Source organism: Mesobacillus stamsii (genome assembly GCF_030814065.1).
Lineage (GTDB): Bacteria > Bacillota > Bacilli > Bacillales > Cytobacillaceae > Mesobacillus > Mesobacillus stamsii.
In genome coordinates this window covers 114,636-131,934 of sequence record NZ_JAUSUN010000001.1, presented here as the reverse complement: position 1 = coordinate 131,934, position 17,299 = coordinate 114,636, and the positions used below count along the sequence as shown (strand labels likewise).

Below are 17,299 nucleotides of genomic sequence, written 5' to 3'. Positions count from 1 at the left end.
AGCGTTATTCATCTCCATATTCAATCGACACCGCATGAGCGATACAAGGGATCGTTTCATTTTGCTGAAAGCTTAACGGTGACAATAAAGCCCCAGTGGCTACAACTAATATTCGTTTAAATTCACCCTTTTTCATACGGTTTAATAAATGACCATATACAACCGTTGCTGAACACCCGGCGCCACTAGCTCCTGCTAGAACCGGCTGTCCCTCACGGTATATCATTAGCCCACAATCCTGATACTGTTCTTCCTGTATAGGGGTTCCATGCGTTTTAAATAATTCAAGTGAAACTTCGTGTCCAATTCGACCGAGATCTCCCGTTACAATTAAATCATAATAGGAGGGATCAAGCTTTCGTTCGGTTAAATGGGCCTCAATCGTATCGACGGCTGCTGGAGCCATCGCTCCCCCCATATTAAATGGATCAGTCAATCCCATATCAATGACACGTCCTATTGTAGCAGACGTAACACGTGGCCCATCTCCGGTATCACTTAATAATGCGACCCCTGCACCTGTCACCGTCCATTGTGCAGTAGGAGGTTTTTGCCCCCCATACTCAGTCGGATAACGGAACTGTTTTTCAACCGAAGTGTTATGACTTGAAGCCCCCGTTAACAAATAATTGGCTCCTTTTGTGTTTACAAGATAGGCTCCTAGCGCCAGTCCCTCCATTGAGGTAGAACAGGCACCAAACAATCCTAGGTAAGGTGTACCTAGTGTTCGGCAAGCAAAGCTTGTAGGAGTAATCTGATTAATAAGGTCTCCCCCAAGGAAAAATTGAATTTGTTCCTTTTGAAGCTTGGCCTTCTCCATAGCTCTTTGACAGGCTTCTTCAATAAGAACCCTATGGGCTTTCTCGTAGGAATCTTGTGCAAGCCATAAGTCTGAATGGAGGATATCAAAATCATCAGCAAGTAATCCATCTGCTTCAAATGGTCCGCCAACCGTTCCAGTTGAGATAATAACGGGCTTTTGATCAAAGACCCATGTGCGATGCCCCGTTAACATCACAAACCACCCCACTGTATAAGTATCGTTTTGATTTGATTTTCAGGGGTTTGATACTCCTGTTGAACAGGTGTTAATTGTTTCTTTTGCTTATTTGACATATCTGCCTCTCTTTCATCATGCTTTTTCTTCTTTTCTAAGTATGGTTTCCGTTTCTTTCAATGATCTTTAGTTGAAACCGATCAAATTGAAGTATCCAAAAGGTTGGTTGATTGATTGAATCAACTAACCTTTTGGATATCGTTCTATTCTTTGTATTGAGGTTCTTCTTGTTCAATTTCTTGAACACGTGGAGAAATACTATCAACAATCGTTTGTGTTTGTTGAGCAGCTTGTTTATAAAGCTGTTTTGCTTGTTCATTATCAGTACCTAGCGCAAATGTTTCGAAACTAGCCTGCGCACTTTTCAATCCCGCTAGAGCAGTCTTAACGTCATTTATTGTTGTCATTTTAAGTTCCTTCTTTCTTTTATTGAATACTTACCAATTGTATTGTTTCTTTTTGGATGGTGTTTATGTAAACTTGTATTTAGTAATTTATGGGAAACGAAATAGATCAAAGGCAATGAACATTGATTCACTATCATTTCTTAGATTCCATGAAAACATTAAAAGACCACCCTTTATGGACGGTCTTTACTAAATTTAATATAGGTATGGGTACGGTTTGAAACTTAATAAAGGAAAAAGAGTCTATGGGATCGACGAAATCTTCTTCCGTAGCCAAATTTTTAATGTTTGTAATAAGAATGAAAAAAAAGTCAAAATAGCTACTGAATAAAAAATGTGTCAATACCTTTGTTTTTCCTTTTCGAGGTTTACTTGGATAATTAATGTAAAAACAGAAAAACTTTACTACCAGCAAATAATTAGAAATCCCTTTCCTATCGCGGCACAGGAATATATTTCAAATAATATTTTGATAGAATAGTATTATTGCTATTTATAACCAGGTTTATTACAAAAAAACCATGATATGATGAGTTTGCAAGACAGAAAGAAAAAAATCATATTTTGGGAGGAATTGAAGAATGAAAACGAAATTGATTCTTTCGGTAGCAGCAGCTGCGGCATTATTCGCTGCCAATCCAGCAATGAATAAAGCAGATGCATCAACTATACAGACAAAGGTTTACTATTATCAAAGCGGGAACCTCAATAATATGAATGTAGAATCTATTCTGCAAAAGTATTTCAAGAATTATCAAATCTCTTGGAAGCAAGCAGCACCAGTTCAAAAGAATATTCAGAAGCAAGCAGCTCCTCAACCGAATAAAGCAGAGAAGCCTGTAAAGGTGCAGGAACCAGCAAAAGCACCTGCACCGGTCCAAAAGGAAGCAAAAGCGCAAGCACCTGCACCAGTTCAAAAACCAGCAAAAGCGCAAGCACCTGCACCGGTACAGGCACCAGCTAAGTCTCCTTCACAGGAATCAGCAGTGAAAGCACCTGCTTCATCAGCTGTAAGTGCCTATGAACAAAAAGTAGTGGAGCTAACGAATCAGGAGAGAGCTAAGAACGGCTTAAAACCACTTGCACTTGATACAGAATTGAGCAAAGTGGCCAGGGAAAAGTCACGTGATATGCAAAGCAAGGGCTATTTCAGCCATACAAGCCCGACTTACGGTTCTCCATTTGATATGATGAAACAGTTTGGCATCAACTATCGATCAGCTGGTGAAAATATTGCCATGGGCCAGCCAACACCTGAAGAGGTAGTGAAAGCATGGATGAACAGTTCAGGTCACCGTGCTAATATTCTTAACTCAAGCTACACTCACATCGGTGTAGGCCATGTAGCCAACGGCAATTACTGGACTCAAATGTTCATTGGTAAGTAATTCAATCCAAAAGGAGAACAGCCTACAACTGGCTGTTCTTTTTTACTGTTTAGGAAATGATAAAATTATTTAGTTGTGGATAACTACTTGTGGTTTTCTTAATCCAGCTCCAGCGCCTAGCCCCTCGAGTCGCTTCGGTCCGCCCAATGAAGTCAAAGAACGACTTCACCGGTCGGCCCTCCAGCGCTTGTCGGGGCTGACCAAGGCGCTTGCGCTTTTCTTAAGTGGAAATGTCGATTTCGGAAAATTGGAGATCAACGCTTTTTGGCAAACGAAGCTCTACTACTCCATCGCGATGGGTTGCGGATGCCCCCTTGCGCTTCACAGTTGCAGGCAATACAACGGTGTGTTTATCATCCAATTCGGGTATATGTTCTATAATTACTTGATTTGTTGTGTAGAACAGCTTCATTTTATTAAGCCAGTCACTTTTTAACGGAATTCTGACATATACAAAGTCATGGGTTTCGAAAATGTCGACATTCAGTTGATCTGTCGGTGTATCTGATGGCGGAGTGCTTTGCTGCTGCATTCCTTTTAACCAATCTTCAGGCTTAAACATCCCTTTTATATCCGGCTGGAGCATTTTTCCCATCATTTGTTGAACATAGTTCTCTATTTCTTCCGGTTTCATCTCCAGAAACTTCCTCTGTGAATTTTTATCGAACGGAAACATATTCCATGGAAACATTATATCCCGCCTTTCAATCAGCCCATCATCGATATGGATAGTATATGCAGGCAGCTGCCCAGAGGTTAAAATGAGAGTCATGCTAAAAGTTGCAAAACAGGCAGCTTCTTTTTAGTATAGGGATAAGGAGTCTAACGAAGATGAGGAGTATATATTGTGAAAAATAAAACAGCTTTAATTACCGGGGGTGCGGTCGGAATCGGAAGACGGACAGCCCAGCAGCTTGCCGCCGAAGGAATCAACGTAATCATCAATTACCGAAACAGCAAAAATGAAGCGTTAGAGCTCGCTGCCTATTTAACAGAGAGGTATAGTACAAGGAATATTTGCATTCAAGGGGATATTACGGAATATGAGGCATGCAGAAAAATTGTTGCTGACGCATTAAAGGATTTCTCTGCCATTGATATTGTCGTTCATAATGCAGGACCATATGTCTCTGAAAGAAAAAAAATGGGGGAGTATGGCATTGATGAGTGGAATTATATTATTAATGGAAATTTGAACGCTGTTTTTTATTTATCAACTCTTATCATTCCCTCAATGAGAGAGCGGAAGTGGGGGAGAATTATTACGGTTGGTTTTGACAGGGTCGAGTCAGCTCCTGGCTGGATTTACAGGTCTGCATTTGCAGCCGCTAAATCCGGCTTGGCTTCATTGACAAAAACGATTGCGCTAGAAGAGGCAGAGAATGGCATTACTGCAAATATGGTCTGTCCTGGAGACATCATTGGTGATTGGAAGGAGAAAACAATCGAAGCTTCCCTTTATACTGCGGATCCAACTGTTCCGGTAGGTAGGCCGGGTACCGGACAAGATGTGTCAAGAGTCATCAGCTTCCTGGCGAACGAACAATCCAGTTTTATAACTGGCAGTATCATTCCGATCACTGGCGGAAAGGATGTTTTAGGTAAAATCTTTCGGGAAAAATAAATGTGATCATTCAAAATAGAAAAAACGCCCGAAAAGGGCGTTTTCTTTATGCTTCCAGTAATTGTGAAGTTTCTTCTTCCTGGGGAACAAATCTCTTAAGATAAAGCGTATATTGATCTTTTGGAATTTCAAAAAGGTCATAAACATCTCCGGCAGCATTTAGTTGTTCGTAAATATTTTTTCGTGTATCGTTTGCTTTCACAGCATAAGGCAGCTTCTCTGCAGCCTTGAGAGAGCGGACATTCACTTTCCTGATCCTCATGAAAATCGTCTCAATCCCCAGCTCATAAAATAATTCCTGAAAAAAGGCATCCTTTGCCAAATTATTATAGCCCTTGCCGTGATAAGGCTTGCCTAGCCATGTACCTAAAAATCCAGCGCCTTCCTGAATGTCATAAAGATTTATTGTGCCAATCGGTGCGCCCCATTCATCAAGGATCGTTCGAGAAATCAGTTTACCCTGTTCTTCCGCTTCCATCGTTTGTTTCGTAATAAATACGAATTCTTCATAAGAATTGGCCTTTTGACGCACAAAAGGAAAGACGTCCGGATGCGCCATCAGCTCAAATAACTCGTGACAATCATGAAGATCACGTTTCTTGAGCATTAGTATCCCTCCACACAGGGCAGTCCTGTCCCGTACGCGTACGAATGTACTGTACGGCCACCCTCGAAATTTTTTGTAAGTTGCTAAAAAATTCCGGGGTGGGAATCGAACCCACTAGAACCAGGATACTGGTGGCGCACCATTTGCCTTCCCTAATCATATTGCTTTATTAAATTGTATTTCCAAGAAGTATATTACATGATAATCACAAAAAAGCAAATAGGTTTTTTATCTTTTTTTTCTGCGTTTTTTTGCCAAAAATCTACACTGCTTTTCGACTATTTTTGATAAATAATTTGCTTCCATTTCCTTTACAGATTTTCCAAACTGGAAAGCCAACTACGGTGCGATTATAATGAAAAAGTTCGGCAAACATGAAACTTTTTTACAGCCATTTCGTATAGTTAACTATAGGAATTTAAGGGGGAACGACTATGCCAAGAAATGATGAACGGCTTTTTGCAGCCGGAATTTATTTAATCAGCTTTTTCACCGCGTTTTTAGGACCACTCATTATCTGGCTTATAAAAAAAGATGATTCTAGCTATATTGATTACCACGGAAGAGAATATATGAACTTTTTTATTTCTTATACTGTATATGGAATTGTCAGCGGTATTCTTGTCATTTTGCTGATTGGAATTTTTATGTTGTGGATCATCGGGATATTGGCGGTGATATTCACGATTATGGGTGCAATAAAAGCTTATGAAGGGAAGGAATATCGAATTCCCTTCATCTTTAGGATTTTGTAGGTAAAAAAGATGTTTCCTTGATTCGGCAGTATTCCTGCCGAATCGTTTTTTTTACCTCCGTATAGGATAACCATCAGCTTTGTTTCTTTCAGAAAAATCTAGCATGACTTGTCGCCTTAAATAATAGACATAGAATGATGAAATAGATTTTCTTCAAGGAGATAATAGATATGAGTATCCGGGAGTTTTACCAACAAAAGGCCTATCATCATTTAAATAGTTCTATCTTATCAGCTGTAATTCTTTTGGTGACTGTAACGTTCAGTCTAATCCTTGCCTGGGAGTTGCCTTTTTTCCTTGTTTCGACTCCTTTTCTGGCTGTCAGCCTGATCCATTATATTGGTTTTATAGCGTATAAAAATAAGACAGAAGGGACACCTATCCCAGTTTCCTGCTATCACGATAAACAACTATTCGAGCAAAACAGCCTTCTTCTAGCTTTTGCTCCTGCACCTGCTTTAAGAATGCTATTGTTTACTCCTGATGGGATGCCTGCAGGGGAACTGAGAGAAGTCAAAGTTAGGAAATACCGCTGGTTCCTCCCTGGCTTTGTTGATAAAAAAATCAGGAAGCAGATTGGAATTTATGACTTTCGTGGGAAGATGGAAGGCAGCCTCTCCGAAGAGGGGAGAAGGTTGAAATTACGGAATTCACAAGGGGAAGTCATCGGGTTATTTTATCCACGTAGAAAGCAGTCGGGTACTACTGGCATGGCGTTTGTAAACAACGGAAAAAAATTGAAAGTCGAAGAATGCTTCGGCCTGCACCATGATATGAAGCTGATACGGACAGAAGGGGGGGTCGCGGCCAGACTTCAAACGGGCTGGATGCCCCTTGAGTGGACTCAGTACTTTAAAGAGGCAAATACACCCGTACTTGCCTTCGACTATCATTTAAGTAAGGATGAGCGGCTAACAGTATTTGCTGCTCTTGCCATTCGCTATATGTATTACGATCATTAGTTTGAAAAGTTTCCCACGCTGTGAATTTTCTGAAAAAAGATGGATAATTTGCTGCAAGACAGCGATTCTATTGAACAATTCCGATATTTATGGCATCTTGTAATATAACGAAGGATTTTGGGGGCGTAAAAATGTTGATTGATTTAATAAAATGCCATGGATCGAATAATGATTTCTTGCTGATTGATGAAAGTGATCGCAATTATCAATTGGATGACTTTAAAAGGCGGGATTTAGCGTTGGCGCTATGTGACCGGGAAAACTCGCTGGGGGCAGATGGTATCCTGTTCATCCGTCCTAGCAAGGTCGCGGAGGCGCAATACCGCATTTTTAATTCGGACGGTACGGAAGCATCGATGTGCGGAAATGGTCTTCGTTGTGCTGGCAGGTATGTATGCGAGAAGCTGGGAGTGGAGGAAGCAGTCATTGAAACGCTGAAAGCTAACCTGAAGGTCAGGAAGCATGAAGAAATTTTCAGTGGTATTCCAACCTATCAAGTAGAAATTTCTCCGGTCACTTTTCATTTGAAGGATTTGCCATTAAATCTGGAACAGGATACCCTACTCCAGGAGAAGATTCCAGGATTGTCAGACGAATTAACATTCACAGCGCTGGCGGTTCCTAATCCGCACTTAACAACCATTGTTAGCAAAGAACAGTTAGATTCTAATTTGCAGACTGAACTTAGTGTAAAAGTGAACCAGCCTAATGATTTATTTCCTGATGGAGTGAATGTCAGCTTTATCAGGCTACTGGAAAAGGGAAGTATTTTTGTCAGGACGTATGAGCGAGGCGTCGGCTATACAAACGCCTGTGGCACAGCAATGTCGGCCTCCACTCTTGTTACATGCTTGATGAATGAAAATGAATGGGAACAGCCAATTGATGTGTACAACAATGGTGGAATGGTACGGTGTGCAGTCCATAAGAAGGGTGATACCTTCACCATTGACTTGATTGGCAACGCAACCTTTGTCTATTCCGCCAAGATGGACGTTGATTTTACTGTCGATGGAATCCTTACGGAAATTTTTGAACAGGAAAACTTCCATGAAGATGCACAATATGAAAAGCTGCAGGAGCATGCCAAAAAGTATCTCAGCAGATTTTAAAAAGCATAGACATATTCAAGGCTAGAAAAAATCCTGACGGTCCGCTTCAGGATTTTTTCTTTTTTAATATGTCTAAAACTGGCTCGAAATCCTGCTCGGCTTTTGCAGCAAAGTAAGTTCGGAACGGGCAGCCTAACTTTTTTACACGTTCGATAATCGCTCCGAGATGGAAATCCTCGATTTTCAAGTCCTCGGTCACTTCTTCCCAAAAGAGTGGTGTTGCCACACCGGCATGAGATTGTCCTCGGGCGGAATAGGGGCTGACAATCGTTTTGCCTTCCGCATGCTGGATATAATCGACATACAGCCTGTTGCCTCTGTTTTTTTTCAGCCTTTCGATCGTGAAAGAATCAGGGTCCTTTGAGACGAGATAGTTGGCGATAAAAGTGGTAAACAATCTGGTGTCATCATAGCTGTATTTATTGGAAGGAAGTGGAATGTAAATTTGTAGTCCTTTGTTTCCTGATGTTTTTAGAAAACTGATCAGCTTTAGTTCATCAAGGACTTCCTTAATATCCATCGCAGCTTTAATTGCCAGATGGAAATATTCCCTTGACGGAGGATCAAGATCGAAAACGATTTCTTCCGGCCCTTTGCTATGGATCGTTTGAAAAGGAATATGAAATTCGACGGCAATTTGGTTCCCCAGCCATAAAAGTGTCTGCATATTGTTGCAGACAATGTACTCAATGCCTTCCCAATGGGAAGTTTGGACAAACTTCGGTGCATAATCAGGGACGTTTTTTTGGTAAAAGGCTTCTCCGAACATGCCATGCGGAAAACGGATTACTGTTAAATGCCTATCTTTAAGGAAAGGAAGCATATACGGCGAGATTTCCCTTAAATAATGGATATAATCAATCTTTTGGATTGGCGGATCTTCCCAAAGCTGTTTGTCAGGATGCGTGATTTCCGAATTCTTGGGCAGATTCTTTTGCTGAAGAATAAATTTTTCATACGTACAGGCTGCTGGAGTTAAATCAAACCTGAATTGATGGAAATGGGGCTCACGGAGCTGGTTCTCATAGATTTCAAGGTATTTTACTTCCAGACAGATTGCTGGCTCCACATAGATGAATTGATGATCTTCACGGCTTTTGTTCTGCTTGATGATCTGCTGAAGAGAATTTTTTTCCTCAGGCTTAAAGCCGAAGACTACTAGCCCTATTTGGTGTAATTCCTGCCCTTTATAAACAGAGAGATAAAAATATCCATTTGCTTTTTCATAAGCAGTCACAAAACAGGAGACATATTTCCAGTTTTTTGTTTTTACCCATGTCTGTGTACGTTTTCCTTCCTCCCATTTGCTATTGACTTGTTTTGCAATGATTCCCTCACCGTCATACATAACAACTATTTCCCATAAGCTATCCAGATTTGTTTCACTGCCAACAAGCTGTAAAAGCTCCGGATGTTGAGGGCTCGGAGATGGAGGCAACTCAAGTTGTGTGAATAAATTGTTGAGCTGATTGCGTCTGTTTTGGTAACTCTCACTCGTCAAACTTTTTCCTTTTATTTTTAGAAGGTCAAAAACCATCAGCCGGCAAGGATTTCTCGTTGATTCCGCCCTGATTCTTTCCTGAGACCTCATCCTTCCCCTAATTTGGATGGCTCCAAAGTTTGCTTTATACGGGTTTTCAAGGGAAACAAGTTCGGCATCAAAAGTCAGTGGCAAATAGGGCGCAAACCTCTCCTTATTAGCGTGAAGGAAGTCAGAGATTTCCGGGAACAATGGCAGCAACTCCTTCCCATTCCTGCTTGTCATTTCGATTTCATGATCCCAGGACAATTGCGCTCGAAAGCCATCATATTTAACTTCATAACGCCATTTTTCTCCCCGGGGTGCTTCAAATGCAAGTGTTGGGAGCATCGGTTTCAGCATTCTACCCATCCTTTCGTCGGTCTTATTTATATTGTCCCAGTTTGCGTGCAAACTAGTAATGTTTTCATGAATGATTTATGAATTATGAAGCAAGTTAGTATTAAAAAGATAAGGTGGAGAATGCCATGCATACAATTTGGAAGGGGAGCATCAGCTTTGGGCTTGTTAATATCCCAATCAAGCTTCATGCTGCAACGGAGGATAAAGACATTAAGCTTCGAACACTTCATAAAGACTGCCACTCGCCGATTAAATATGAAAAAACATGTCCGGTTTGTGACAAAGAAGTGAAGAATGAAGACATTGTCAAAGCGTATGAGTACACGAAAGGGAAGTTTGTCATCCTTGAAGAGGAAGATTTAGAAGCATTGAGGAAAGAAAATGAAGACAAGGCCGTTGAAATTATTGATTTTGTGAAAATAGCCCAAATTGACCCAATTTATTTTGAACGAAGCTATTTTATCTCACCAAATGAGAGCGGCGGAAAAGCCTATTCTCTGTTAAGAAAGGCACTGGAGGAATCACAGAAGGTAGGTATTGCGAAAATCATGATTCGTGCCAAGGAACAATTAGCTGTAATCCGGGTATATGATAACACCTTGGTCATGGAAACAATTCATTTCCCAGATGAAGTCAGGAAAACCGTGGATGTTCCAAACGTCCCTTCGGATGATAAGGTGACCGAAAAAGAGCTGGAAACAGCCATCATGCTCATTGATCAATTGACCACCGAATTTGAACCAGATAAATATAAAGACGAATATCGGACAGCATTATTAGACTTGATTGAAGCAAAACGCACCGGCAAAGAACTGGTGATACCAACAGAAAAAGAGCCTGTATCCAATGTGACAGATCTAATGGCAGCTTTGCAGGCTTCTATTGACCGAACAAAGCCAGAAGCAAAGAAGGAACCTGCCGCTGCAAAGAAAAAGAAAACAGCCATAAAACCAAAGGCAAAGGAAAAGAAACAAGCCTGATGAACTTATGCCGGCCTGGCTTTTATGATGGCCGGTTTTTATCATAAAATCAGAATTTATAAACCGGGGTTTTAATGATTCTATTGGTTTTGAGGGGTGTGAATGGACTGAAAAGAGAGATGTAAGAGCGACTATAGGCGTTATCGACGGTTAGAGAGAAAATATCAACGGTTATGGCGGTTTTATCGACGGTTAGAGAGAAAATATCAACGGTTGTCGCATTTTTATCGACGGTTGGAGTGGTTTGATCACTTTAACAATACGAGCCACAATCTAACCTTTATGAGCAATGTAGGTGACTCTCTTCGACATGTGTAGTATCGACTGCCAATTGTTCTTCTTCCTCAATGATTCCTTTGGATAGGTTACAGATGTACCAATCTATCTTCTGGATACGTTAATTAAGCAAAATATCCTGGCATATGGTAAGATTAGCAAATAAAATTTATCAGGTGAAGGAGTGTAACATGGCAGTTAAAATCACCCAAACGGGAGAGCAATTGATTCTGCAGCAAATAGCCAGGCTGGAACAAGAACTAAAGCAAGTACGCATCGATAAAAACAGTGCTTTCAATGCTTGCGGAGATGATAAATTGGCGAATCCTAATTTTCATAAATTAGAGCAAGATGAGCGGATAGTAATGGACCGACTTAACGACATTCAACAAACGTACAAGACTGCTGAATTAATTGAGGTAAACGAGAGAAATACAGAGGAAGTTTCGATTGGTTCCATTGTTAAGTGTTTGTTTGAGTATCCGGATGATCCAGAGGAAGAAACATACGAAATCGTCGGATATGGGGAATCAAATATTGATGAAAATAAAATTTATTATGATACCCCGGTTGCCCAAAAACTTATCGGTTTAAAAGTGGGAGAGGAACCGCTTCTTTCCATCCCCTCTGGTAAAGTCAAATGCAGGGTTATAGGACTTTATCGCAACTGGGAGGAAGCAGGGAAGTGAAAAGTAAATGGGGTCTTGGTTTTGCTATAAAGTTTGAATCCTAAAAGTGGCAGTGATTGATAAGGTTAAACTGGATTTTTCCAGGGTAGTATAACAGGGAAAACCGTCAGGAGGTGGACGTTCGGTCATGAAAGTTGTTGTCATTTCCGATACTCATATGCCGAGGAAGGCGATTCAGCTACCGAGGATCCTGAAGCGCGACTTGGAAGAATGTGATTTCATCATCCATGCCGGGGACTGGCAGACGGTTGACCTTTATTATCAACTGCAACAATTTGCACCAACCATCGGGGTAACCGGAAATGTGGATGGTCGGGAACTTAAAAGCCTTCTTAAAACAAAAGAACTATTCATTATAGGGGAATTCCGTATAGGGATTGTCCATGGACATGGCACAGGGAAGACGACTGAAAAAAGGGCAATAGAGGCTTTTGCGGACGATGCTGTTGATTGCATTATTTATGGTCATTCACATATACCCATTCTAAAGGAAAATAACGGAGTGATCCTCTTTAATCCCGGATCTCCGATAGATAAAAGAAGACAAAAAGAATTTTCCTATGGTATCCTGACAATCGGGGAAAAAATTATAGCTAAGCATATTTTTTTTGAAGATAGCAATTAAAACCACTGTGCAGAATGGAGTGTAATTCTTTTTGACACTATTTGATGTAAAATTTCACGCAGAAGATCAGGTAGAAACAATGAAGGTCGAAAAATTAGGCAGTGAGGATTACGATCAAGCGACTGAAGGGGGCACGCGTCATCTTTTTGACTTGGACACAAATATCGGCTTTTTTGTTTTCTTTGATGCAGAAGACAAGGAGGGAAAGGTATCCTATTTAATGCTCCAATACGAAGACGACAATGAAATGCCAACTAATTGCTACGGGTTCACGCTAAAGGATTTCTATGAATTTTCAGCACTGTATCTGAATGACCTTGAATTCACGGAAGAGCTGAACGAAGAAGAGGGAGAGCTTGGCCCTGTTCAACACCTCGCCCATCTGATTTATCATATAGTCGAGGAAGGAAGCTCAGTAGAAGTGTAAAAAGAAGAGCAGGATTTTTTCCTGCTCTTCGTTCGTTTATTCCTGTTCGGTTTCTTGAAGTGCCTGCAAATGTTGTTCGCAATAAGCTCTCACCAATTCTGCTTCATCTTCCTCGAGCTCAAAATCGAGAACTTTTTCTGTTTCTTTTTCAATAAAGTAGCTTTGGAGAATTCGACTGTTGCTCTCGTCCACGAGGAACAGCACCTTTAAAAACAGCCCATTATCCGTGTAAAGCTCATCGTCTTCATCAACTTCAATACTTAAGAAATACTCATATCTGTCCCCTGTCAGAAGCCCAAATGGATCTTCGAGGAGTTCGACCGTATGTCCGGTAATCTTCATATCTTTCTCATCCTTTTGATTTTGTCCTTACTATTATATATCGAAATGCTCTTAAACAATCAAGTATCGTCTTCAAAAAATTAGAGAAACAATTTAAGCGCCTGATATCCGAAATAGAAGGCAAATCCGATCAGAGACACACCGGAAATAAGGGAAATGAAAGTTAATAACCTTGTTTTGAGCAGCTTTCGAAAGCTACTCGAAATAGCTGCCATTACAATATCCCATAAAACGAGACCGAGGATGATACCGAAGCTATAAAAAACAAGTTGTCCGTCTCCATAGCTAGAAGCGGTTTTTGCGAGAACAGAGCCGTAAATCCCTAACCAGAATAATATGGTCAGCGGGTTAGAAATAGACATAAAGAAACCGGAAAAAAAAGACTTGATACTTGAGTTTCCTTGTCGATGCTCCATCATGATTTTTCCTGAATTGGTGATTGTTTCAATGCCTGTATATAGCAAGACGAAGAATCCGAAAAGCCAGAGGAATGACTGCATGAATGGCGTATCAAGATACTTAAAAATCCCAAGATAGACAGTAAACATATAGAACATATCAGCTGTCAAGGCACCAAGACCAAAAAGCCATGCCTGTAGAAAGCCGTACTTGATCCCTTTGTCCATTTGTGCAGCATTCACAGGGCCAATGGGCGCGGCAAGTGACAGGCCAAGGAATACGTAACCAAGGAAAACAGCCAATATATCAAACCTCCAAACCTGAAAGCGTAATTTGCTTGTACTATTTTTATTCAGGTGATTCTTGATGTACAACCTTTTTTATAAAAAAAACCAATAAAATTTTGTTTAAATAAAAAATTAGGAAGTGAATATACTAGTTATTGTGGTGTTTAGCATCAAAACGCAGGTCAGTTTTGGAAAAAATAAGAAAGTATGATAAAATAGAATAGAAATCAACTTTCGGATCATTCATTTATTATAAAAAGTATCATTGCCGGCTTTTTATAATAAATGAATTTTTTTATCAAACGAACGATGATAAGGTTTTCTCAAGAATTTATTTTGGATTAACTTAAAGAGAGAGCCCGCGATTAAAATGATAGGAGCGTGAGGAAAATGGCATTTGGAAGAAAACCGCCTGAAGAAATCGTCACTGCAGAAACGAAAATATGGGAATGTACTGCTGATGATTGCAATTGCTGGGTTCGAGATAACTTTAAAAGCAGCAATATCCCCGCTTGCCCGATTTGCAAAAGTGATATGAAGGAAACGACCAAGATAATTGAAGTGGTCAACAACCACAGTCAAAATTTAATTGGTTAGCAACTGATACAAGAAGCCCGGATGAAAATCCGGGCTGTTTTTTTAATTATATGAATTTTTTAGGCTTATCCGAATCGGATCGTGTTTAGATACCGAGTTTGACAGGTTTGAAGGGAAAAGAGGCGAAGTTGTCAAGAACCTGTTTGTCTAGGTTTCTAAGTGCGACCATCAAACGCAATATTTAACTGAAAAACACAAAAAAAGTGCCTTATGTTAAAAGGCACCTTTTCTGTATGCGGATGAGAGGACTTGAACCTCCACGGTGTTGCCACCACTAGAACCTGAATCTAGCGCGTCTGCCGATTCCGCCACACCCGCGAATAAGTTATAAAAGAATTATATCATAAAAATATTTGAATTCAATTAAAATTTTTATGAACCTAGTACAAGTAGTATTATTCTTCCTTTCCAGGACATAAAATTTACAAATTTGCTGTGTGTTTGGAGGACGACAACTTGAGTATCAGTTTGCTAGCAAGTTATATTTTTTTAGGATTAACTCTTGCTGCCCCAATTGGACCGGTCAATTCAGCAAGGCTGGATAAGGGAATTAAAAATGGATTCTGGCATGCCTGGATTGTTGGTACAGGCTCAATGATCGCAGATGCCATTTTCATGTTTCTTATCTATCTTGGACTTGTAAATTTTTTGGACATGCCAATCATTCAAATTTTTTTATGGCTATTTGGCGGTTTCGTACTCATTTACTCTGGGATGGAAGGAATCATAAAGGCCAATAGCATTCAACTTGCTTCAAGTAGGGGAAGAGAATCACTGTTTAAATGCTTCCTAACAGGATTTATCCTGTCCATCAGTAGTCCTTTATCAATCCTTTTCTGGATAGGGATTTATGGATCAGTCCTGGCGAAGACGGCAAGCAATTATGGCTATGCGGACTTATTGATCTACAGTAGCATGATTTTCCTGGGACTAGCAGTTTGGGATGTAATTATCGCAGCAATCACGACTGGTTTTAGGCGTTTCTTAACCTATAACAGTTTAAAAACGATTTCTGTATTTTCAGGGATGTCGTTAATAGGCTTTGGTTTGTATTTCGGATATCAAGGCATTAAAGCTCTAATTTAAAAAAAAACGTTCAAAACCAATCACCATATTTAAAAATAATGAAGTATATTGCTTTATTTTGAAAGAAAATGATTGATTTTTGAAATCGATTACATTATGATGGATTTACGAAGCAAAATAGGAGGAATGGCTCATGTTAACACCTGAGCGCCACCAGCTCATTTTACAATTAATCAAGGAAAAATCAATCGTGAAAATTCAAGAACTCCTTGATATCACAGGAGCTTCGGAGTCCACTATACGGCGTGACCTGACAGTACTTGAAGAGGAAAAATTCTTGAAGAGGATACATGGAGGTGCAGCAAGGCTTAAAGGAAAACTTCAGGAACCGAGCATGAACGAGAAATCTTCCAAAAACCTTCATGAAAAAAGGCAAATCGCCAAATTAGCGGCAAGTCTGATTGAAGAAGGTGACAGCGTTTATCTTGATGCAGGGTCGACAATTAAGGAAATGATTCCTTTCCTGCCTGCCAAGGATATTGTAGTGGTTACCAACGGATTGATGCATTTGCCGGAACTGATGGATAGGAATATTGAAACCTACGTGATCGGCGGTTATGCGAAGCCGAAGACAAATGCAGTAATTGGCAGAGGAGCGGTGGCTAGTCTCGAACAATATCGGTTTGATAAATGTTTTCTAGGCGTCAATGGCATTCATCCTCATTCTGGATTTACAACGCCAGACCAGGAGGAAGCAATGATTAAATCCAAAGCAATTTTCTTGTCACGAGAAACGTATGTCCTGGCAGACGAAAGTAAATTCTCGGAAATCACATTTGCTAAAATAGCGGATTTGCAGGAAGCGGCAATTATTACAAATAGTCTAGATGAAGATACGAAAGGGCAATATACCAGCAAAACTACTATAAAGGTCGTGACACCATGATCTATACATTAACACTAAATCCATCTGTCGATTATATCATTGAAGCAGGTGAGATTGTACTTGGAGCTTTGAATAGAACTTCCTATGAAACCAAACTACCAGGCGGGAAAGGAATCAATGTTTCAAGAGTTCTCCGCTCTCTTGGAGTGGAGAGCAAGGCGACGGGCTTTTTGGGCGGTTTTACAGGCAAATATGTGGAAGAGTTCCTCCATAAGGAAGGCATATATACCAACTTTGTCAAAGTTGGGGGAGATACAAGAATCAATATTAAACTGAAGGCAGAAAAAGAAACGGAAATTAATGCACGAGGACCTGAAATTTCCACCCTTGAAATTGGATTATTAAAAGATCAGATAAAACAGCTTGGAAAAGGAGATTACCTGATCCTTGCCGGGAGCATTCCATCTAGCATGCCACAAACGATTTATCAGGATATCGTTCAAATCTGCAAAGAAACAGGGGCAGAAGTGATGATAGATGCAGAAGGTGAGTTGCTGAAAACCGTGCTTGAGTATAAACCTTTTTTGATAAAACCAAACAATCACGAATTAGGACAGTTTTTCGGTAGAGAAATTTCAGAAGTGGAGGACGCCATTTTTTATGGACAAAAGCTAGTTGAGGCAGGAGCAAAAAATGTCATCGTTTCCCTTGCTGAAATGGGTGCTGTCTATATAAATGAATCCGGTGCCATTCATGCGAGCGTTCCACAAGGGGAAGTGAAAAGCTCTGTGGGAGCCGGCGATTCAATGGTAGCAGGCTTCCTGGCACAGTACTTAAAAACGAATGACCGTGCAAACGCATTTCGATACAGTGTTGCATCGGGAAGCGCAACAGCTTTTTCCATCGGGCTTTGTACACCAGAAAAAATAGAATCACTTCTTCCGGAAGTGAAAATTCACAAATTTCAGTGA

At 40.3% G+C, this 17,299-nt stretch carries 20 protein-coding genes and 1 tRNA gene; 13 read left to right on the top strand and 8 right to left on the bottom strand.

Features of this window, described 5'->3' with window-relative positions:
* Positions 1-4: 4 nt before the first annotated feature.
* Both spoVAD and J2S25_RS00680 read right to left on the bottom strand, forming a co-directional pair.
* A complete protein-coding gene (gene spoVAD / locus J2S25_RS00685) occupies positions 5-1,015 on the bottom strand; it encodes a stage V sporulation protein AD (protein WP_044394691.1) in 1,011 nt (336 codons plus the stop codon).
* Positions 1,016-1,260: 245 nt separating this feature from the next.
* Complete coding sequence (locus J2S25_RS00680; protein WP_044394689.1) at positions 1,261-1,464, bottom strand: DUF1657 domain-containing protein; 204 nt, start codon at positions 1,462-1,464, stop codon at positions 1,261-1,263.
* A 581-nt stretch (positions 1,465-2,045) separates the two neighbouring features.
* Between J2S25_RS00680 and J2S25_RS00675 the strand changes: the two genes are divergently transcribed.
* Positions 2,046-2,852 (top strand): CAP domain-containing protein, encoded by an 807-nt coding sequence (locus J2S25_RS00675; RefSeq protein WP_044394684.1) that lies wholly within the window; start codon positions 2,046-2,048, stop codon positions 2,850-2,852.
* A gap of 220 nt (positions 2,853-3,072) precedes the next feature.
* Here J2S25_RS00675 and J2S25_RS00670 read toward each other — a convergent pair whose 3' ends face one another.
* Positions 3,073-3,543: an Hsp20/alpha crystallin family protein gene (locus J2S25_RS00670; RefSeq protein ID WP_044395797.1), complete on the bottom strand. Its 471-nt coding sequence runs from the start codon at positions 3,541-3,543 to the stop codon at positions 3,073-3,075.
* A gap of 156 nt (positions 3,544-3,699) precedes the next feature.
* Between J2S25_RS00670 and J2S25_RS00665 the strand changes: the two genes are divergently transcribed.
* Positions 3,700-4,476 (top strand): SDR family oxidoreductase, encoded by a 777-nt coding sequence (locus J2S25_RS00665; protein ID WP_044395792.1) that lies wholly within the window; start codon positions 3,700-3,702, stop codon positions 4,474-4,476.
* A gap of 46 nt (positions 4,477-4,522) precedes the next feature.
* Here the strand turns inward: J2S25_RS00665 and J2S25_RS00660 are convergent, their stop codons facing one another.
* A complete protein-coding gene (locus tag J2S25_RS00660) occupies positions 4,523-5,083 on the bottom strand; it encodes a GNAT family N-acetyltransferase (protein ID WP_044395790.1) in 561 nt (186 codons plus the stop codon).
* A gap of 434 nt (positions 5,084-5,517) precedes the next feature.
* On the opposite strand from J2S25_RS00660, the gene J2S25_RS00655 reads away from it, so the two are divergent.
* The 3 genes from J2S25_RS00655 (at position 5,518) to dapF (ending at position 7,912) form a co-directional block, all read left to right on the top strand.
* Entirely contained in the window at positions 5,518-5,838 is a 321-nt protein-coding gene (locus J2S25_RS00655; protein WP_307190972.1) for a DUF4870 domain-containing protein, read from the top strand.
* 170 nt (positions 5,839-6,008) lie between these two features.
* Entirely contained in the window at positions 6,009-6,800 is a 792-nt protein-coding gene (locus J2S25_RS00650) for a hypothetical protein (RefSeq protein WP_307190971.1), read from the top strand.
* Between the two features lie 131 nt (positions 6,801-6,931).
* Entirely contained in the window at positions 6,932-7,912 is a 981-nt protein-coding gene (gene dapF, locus J2S25_RS00645) for a diaminopimelate epimerase (RefSeq protein ID WP_044395784.1), read from the top strand.
* Positions 7,913-7,958: 46 nt separating this feature from the next.
* Here dapF and J2S25_RS00640 read toward each other — a convergent pair whose 3' ends face one another.
* Positions 7,959-9,791 carry a DNA ligase D gene (locus J2S25_RS00640; protein ID WP_439117478.1) on the bottom strand — a complete coding sequence of 611 codons (1,833 nt, stop codon included), beginning with the start codon at positions 9,789-9,791 and terminating at the stop codon, positions 7,959-7,961.
* A 128-nt stretch (positions 9,792-9,919) separates the two neighbouring features.
* Between J2S25_RS00640 and ku the strand changes: the two genes are divergently transcribed.
* The 4 genes from ku to J2S25_RS00620 all read left to right on the top strand — a co-directional run bounded on the left by ku (position 9,920) and on the right by J2S25_RS00620 (position 12,791).
* Complete coding sequence (gene ku / locus J2S25_RS00635; protein ID WP_044395782.1) at positions 9,920-10,774, top strand: non-homologous end joining protein Ku; 855 nt, start codon at positions 9,920-9,922, stop codon at positions 10,772-10,774.
* Positions 10,775-11,241: 467 nt separating this feature from the next.
* Positions 11,242-11,739, top strand: coding sequence for a GreA/GreB family elongation factor (locus J2S25_RS00630; protein ID WP_307190969.1), 498 nt, complete (start codon positions 11,242-11,244; stop codon positions 11,737-11,739).
* A 127-nt stretch (positions 11,740-11,866) separates the two neighbouring features.
* The gene (locus J2S25_RS00625; protein WP_307190968.1) at positions 11,867-12,364 is read left to right on the top strand and encodes a metallophosphoesterase family protein; all 498 of its coding nucleotides are present in this window, start codon (positions 11,867-11,869) and stop codon (positions 12,362-12,364) included.
* A gap of 79 nt (positions 12,365-12,443) precedes the next feature.
* Positions 12,444-12,791: a cytosolic protein gene (locus tag J2S25_RS00620; protein ID WP_307191040.1), complete on the top strand. Its 348-nt coding sequence runs from the start codon at positions 12,444-12,446 to the stop codon at positions 12,789-12,791.
* Between the two features lie 36 nt (positions 12,792-12,827).
* Here the strand turns inward: J2S25_RS00620 and J2S25_RS00615 are convergent, their stop codons facing one another.
* Positions 12,828-13,133, bottom strand: coding sequence for a DUF6509 family protein (locus J2S25_RS00615; RefSeq protein ID WP_044392477.1), 306 nt, complete (start codon positions 13,131-13,133; stop codon positions 12,828-12,830).
* Positions 13,134-13,213: 80 nt separating this feature from the next.
* Positions 13,214-13,834 (bottom strand): LysE family transporter, encoded by a 621-nt coding sequence (locus J2S25_RS00610; RefSeq protein ID WP_044392479.1) that lies wholly within the window; start codon positions 13,832-13,834, stop codon positions 13,214-13,216.
* Between the two features lie 375 nt (positions 13,835-14,209).
* Here J2S25_RS00610 and J2S25_RS00605 point away from each other — a divergent pair, with 375 nt between their 5' ends.
* Positions 14,210-14,416, top strand: coding sequence for a cold-shock protein (locus J2S25_RS00605; protein ID WP_044392481.1), 207 nt, complete (start codon positions 14,210-14,212; stop codon positions 14,414-14,416).
* A gap of 234 nt (positions 14,417-14,650) precedes the next feature.
* On the opposite strand, the gene J2S25_RS00600 is transcribed toward J2S25_RS00605, so the two are convergent.
* Positions 14,651-14,734 (bottom strand) — tRNA-Leu (locus J2S25_RS00600).
* 138 nt (positions 14,735-14,872) lie between these two features.
* On the opposite strand from J2S25_RS00600, the gene J2S25_RS00595 reads away from it, so the two are divergent.
* The 3 genes from J2S25_RS00595 (at position 14,873) to pfkB (ending at position 17,299) form a co-directional block, all read left to right on the top strand.
* Positions 14,873-15,502 carry a LysE family transporter gene (locus J2S25_RS00595; RefSeq protein ID WP_307190967.1) on the top strand — a complete coding sequence of 210 codons (630 nt, stop codon included), beginning with the start codon at positions 14,873-14,875 and terminating at the stop codon, positions 15,500-15,502.
* A gap of 133 nt (positions 15,503-15,635) precedes the next feature.
* Positions 15,636-16,388: a DeoR/GlpR family DNA-binding transcription regulator gene (locus J2S25_RS00590; protein ID WP_307190966.1), complete on the top strand. Its 753-nt coding sequence runs from the start codon at positions 15,636-15,638 to the stop codon at positions 16,386-16,388.
* The gene (gene pfkB, locus J2S25_RS00585) at positions 16,385-17,299 is read left to right on the top strand and encodes a 1-phosphofructokinase (RefSeq protein ID WP_044392485.1); all 915 of its coding nucleotides are present in this window, start codon (positions 16,385-16,387) and stop codon (positions 17,297-17,299) included. Before J2S25_RS00590 ends, pfkB begins: the two co-directional genes overlap by 4 nt.